The following is a 2,507-nucleotide window of genomic DNA, read 5'->3' on the forward strand; positions in this document are numbered from 1 at the left end:
AGCAGACAACAAAAACTTAGTTATGTTTCGATTTCTCCTTCATAAACTATGCCGCCCCTGTGATCAGGTATTTCTTTTTGGTCGGACATTTTATCTGGCGAGAACCACCAATCTTGCCTCTCTAGGCACACTTGGGTGCGTCGGCCTGCCGATTTTAACACAAAACTGAATTCATCAGTCGTCTCCCGTTGGTCGGTTTATTTGTTGGCAAAAATTCATCTCACCGCTAACCTAACGGTGTAGCGGGAGTCCTCTTTTTGCATTTAAGATAGAGCTACACTAAATCTACACCGAGTCACCCTGACCGTTAATCCACGTTACTTACCCAGCTAACAAGCATTTTTACTCAACTTTGGACTCTGAATGAATTCTTCGCGCTATCTGAGTTTCAAAAATTACCAGCTTGAGAACATGTGGACGATCGTGCTATTCAAAAGTCAAAAAATCACACCTAAATTAGGTTGCTCTATCCTAAAACCATAGTCAATCATAATGCTACCTCTCGATCTTCAGCCTAGTTTAAACAATCGCTTTAAATTATCGCGCCAGGAACTTATTGATTTCTGTCAGCGATGGGGCATTACAAAAATGGCAGTATTTGGATCAATCTTGCGCCATGATTTTCATGCCGAAAGTGATATCGATTTGCTCATTACCTTTGCACCCGATGCCAGACAAGGATTATTAACCCTCGCAAAAATCAAACATGAGCTAGAATCCTGCCTCCATCGACCGATTGATTTAGTAGTCGAAGCTTCGGTGCAGATGAGCGATAATTGGATACGACAGCATGAAATCTTCAGAACAACTCAAATTGTCTATGAACAGGGATCAGGCGACAATCCTTGATATTTATCAGGCTTCACAGCGTATTTTGCTGTTCTCCTCCAATTTGACTAAAGCTAGCTTAGAAGGTAACGAAGAAAAAAAATCAGCTATTCTCTACCAAGTGATTGTGATTGGGGAAGCAACCAAGCGACTATCTACCGATTTTCGCAACACTTACAATCATATTCCCTGGAAAGATATTGCGGGAATGCGGGATATTCTCGCCCATCAATATGATCGCGTCAATTTGGAGACATTATGGGATGTGATTCAATATGATATTCCAGAACTCATGGAACTTATTGCCCCACTCTTGCCAGCTTCTTGAGAGTGAATGAGAGACGTTGTGAAGTCTCCAGATAGTGCGAAAATAAGAATACATTGATTATAATGAGCGACATACATTTTCACGGGTGAGCATTATGGTTCAAGCGCCACGATCGCCTCAAGTGTTATACCCTGATTCGGATGGTCAACCGATGGCTGAAAATACGCTTCAGTATGATTGGATTGTTCGGCTCGTGGCGAATCTGAAGTATTTACTGCGCGATCGCACTGCCTTTATCGCGGGAGATCTGCTGTGGTATCCCGTCCAAGTGACCGAGCCGCCGGTTCCGTGCCAAGCCCCGGATGTTTTGGTTGCCTTAGACCGTCCCCCCGGTCGGCGCGGCAGCTATAAACAATGGGAAGAAGGGGGGATTGCGCCGCAGGTGGTGTTTGAAATTCTGTCGCCGAGTAATACGGCTCTAGAAATGCTCAAAAAACTCGATTTTTATCGTCAGTATGGGGTCTTAGAGTTTTATCTCTACAATCCGGATCTGCCCGATTTTATGGGCTATGTGCGCTCTAGCGTTGACGATGATTTTGAGAGCATTATGCCCCTGACTCTGCCATGGTCATCGCCGCTTTTGGGGATTCAGTTCACCTGGTCAGCGGCGGAGGGGTTGGCGGTGTTCCATCCCGATGGGAAACCGTTCAACGATCCGGGGGACATCTTAGCAGAGCGGGACAAAGCACAACAGCAGCGCGATCGCGCCTTTGCTAAGTTGCGCGAGTTAGGGATTGATCCGAGCACCTTAAACGGTGGCGTACAGTCCTAACCCCTTAACGGACTTGGGCGAGGCGATGGACTTGGTGCTCCACTTCGGCCCAGAGGGTGCGGTTGTGGGGGTCGGTGCGGAGGGCTTTGCGGAGGTAGATTTTCGCTTTGGTGGCGTGGCCTTGGTCGATCAAGGATTTGCCCCATTGATAGTAGGCGATCGCTTGCCATTGTCGCACCTCTGGATCATCCGGCAGCCGAATCGCCAAGCCTTCGATCAACGCCACCGCCCGCGCAAACCGTCCCTTGCGCAACAGGGGTTGCAAATTACGGTAGGCCTGGCGTTTAAGCTGTTGATCCTGCTCCGATGTGGCCGGAAAGGCGGTGGTGCCGGGTAAGGACTGGGCTTGGAGTAGCTGTTCATAGGCGTGGGTCAAGGCCACAAACTGAGCCTGCACCGCCGTAGGATTGTGGGGATGCATATCGGGGTGATACTGACGCGCCAATCGACGATAGGCCGCCTTGATTTCGGGCAGGGGCGAACCCCACTCCAGCCCTAGTAATTGGTAGCACGCTGCTAGATCCACCGGATTAATGGCACAGAATAATGAGTGAATCCAGAATAACACCGCGATCGCGG

The 2,507-nt window shown here is 48.6% G+C and carries 4 protein-coding genes; 3 read left to right on the forward strand and 1 reads right to left on the reverse strand.

Annotated elements, in window-relative coordinates; all coding sequences use genetic code 11:
• Positions 1 to 492: 492 nt before the first annotated feature.
• The 3 genes from PN477_RS05465 to PN477_RS05475 all read left to right on the forward strand — a co-directional run bounded on the left by PN477_RS05465 (position 493) and on the right by PN477_RS05475 (position 1,928).
• Positions 493 to 849, forward strand: coding sequence for a nucleotidyltransferase family protein (locus PN477_RS05465; RefSeq protein ID WP_272121120.1), 357 nt, complete (start codon positions 493 to 495; stop codon positions 847 to 849).
• Positions 821 to 1,156 carry a HepT-like ribonuclease domain-containing protein gene (locus PN477_RS05470; protein ID WP_417158755.1) on the forward strand — a complete coding sequence of 112 codons (336 nt, stop codon included), beginning with the start codon at positions 821 to 823 and terminating at the stop codon, positions 1,154 to 1,156. The genes PN477_RS05465 and PN477_RS05470 overlap by 29 nt, the downstream gene beginning before the upstream one ends.
• A gap of 94 nt (positions 1,157 to 1,250) precedes the next feature.
• The gene (locus PN477_RS05475; RefSeq protein WP_272121116.1) at positions 1,251 to 1,928 is read left to right on the forward strand and encodes a Uma2 family endonuclease; all 678 of its coding nucleotides are present in this window, start codon (positions 1,251 to 1,253) and stop codon (positions 1,926 to 1,928) included.
• A gap of 4 nt (positions 1,929 to 1,932) precedes the next feature.
• Here PN477_RS05475 and PN477_RS05480 read toward each other — a convergent pair.
• Positions 1,933 to 2,507, reverse strand: a 575-nt coding sequence (locus tag PN477_RS05480) for a J domain-containing protein (protein WP_272147057.1), incomplete at its 5' end; no start/stop codon positions are given.

Origin of the sequence: Spirulina subsalsa CS-330 (assembly GCF_028330765.1) — a bacterium.
In the GTDB taxonomy this organism is placed as follows: domain Bacteria; phylum Cyanobacteriota; class Cyanobacteriia; order Cyanobacteriales; family Spirulinaceae; genus Spirulina; species Spirulina subsalsa_A.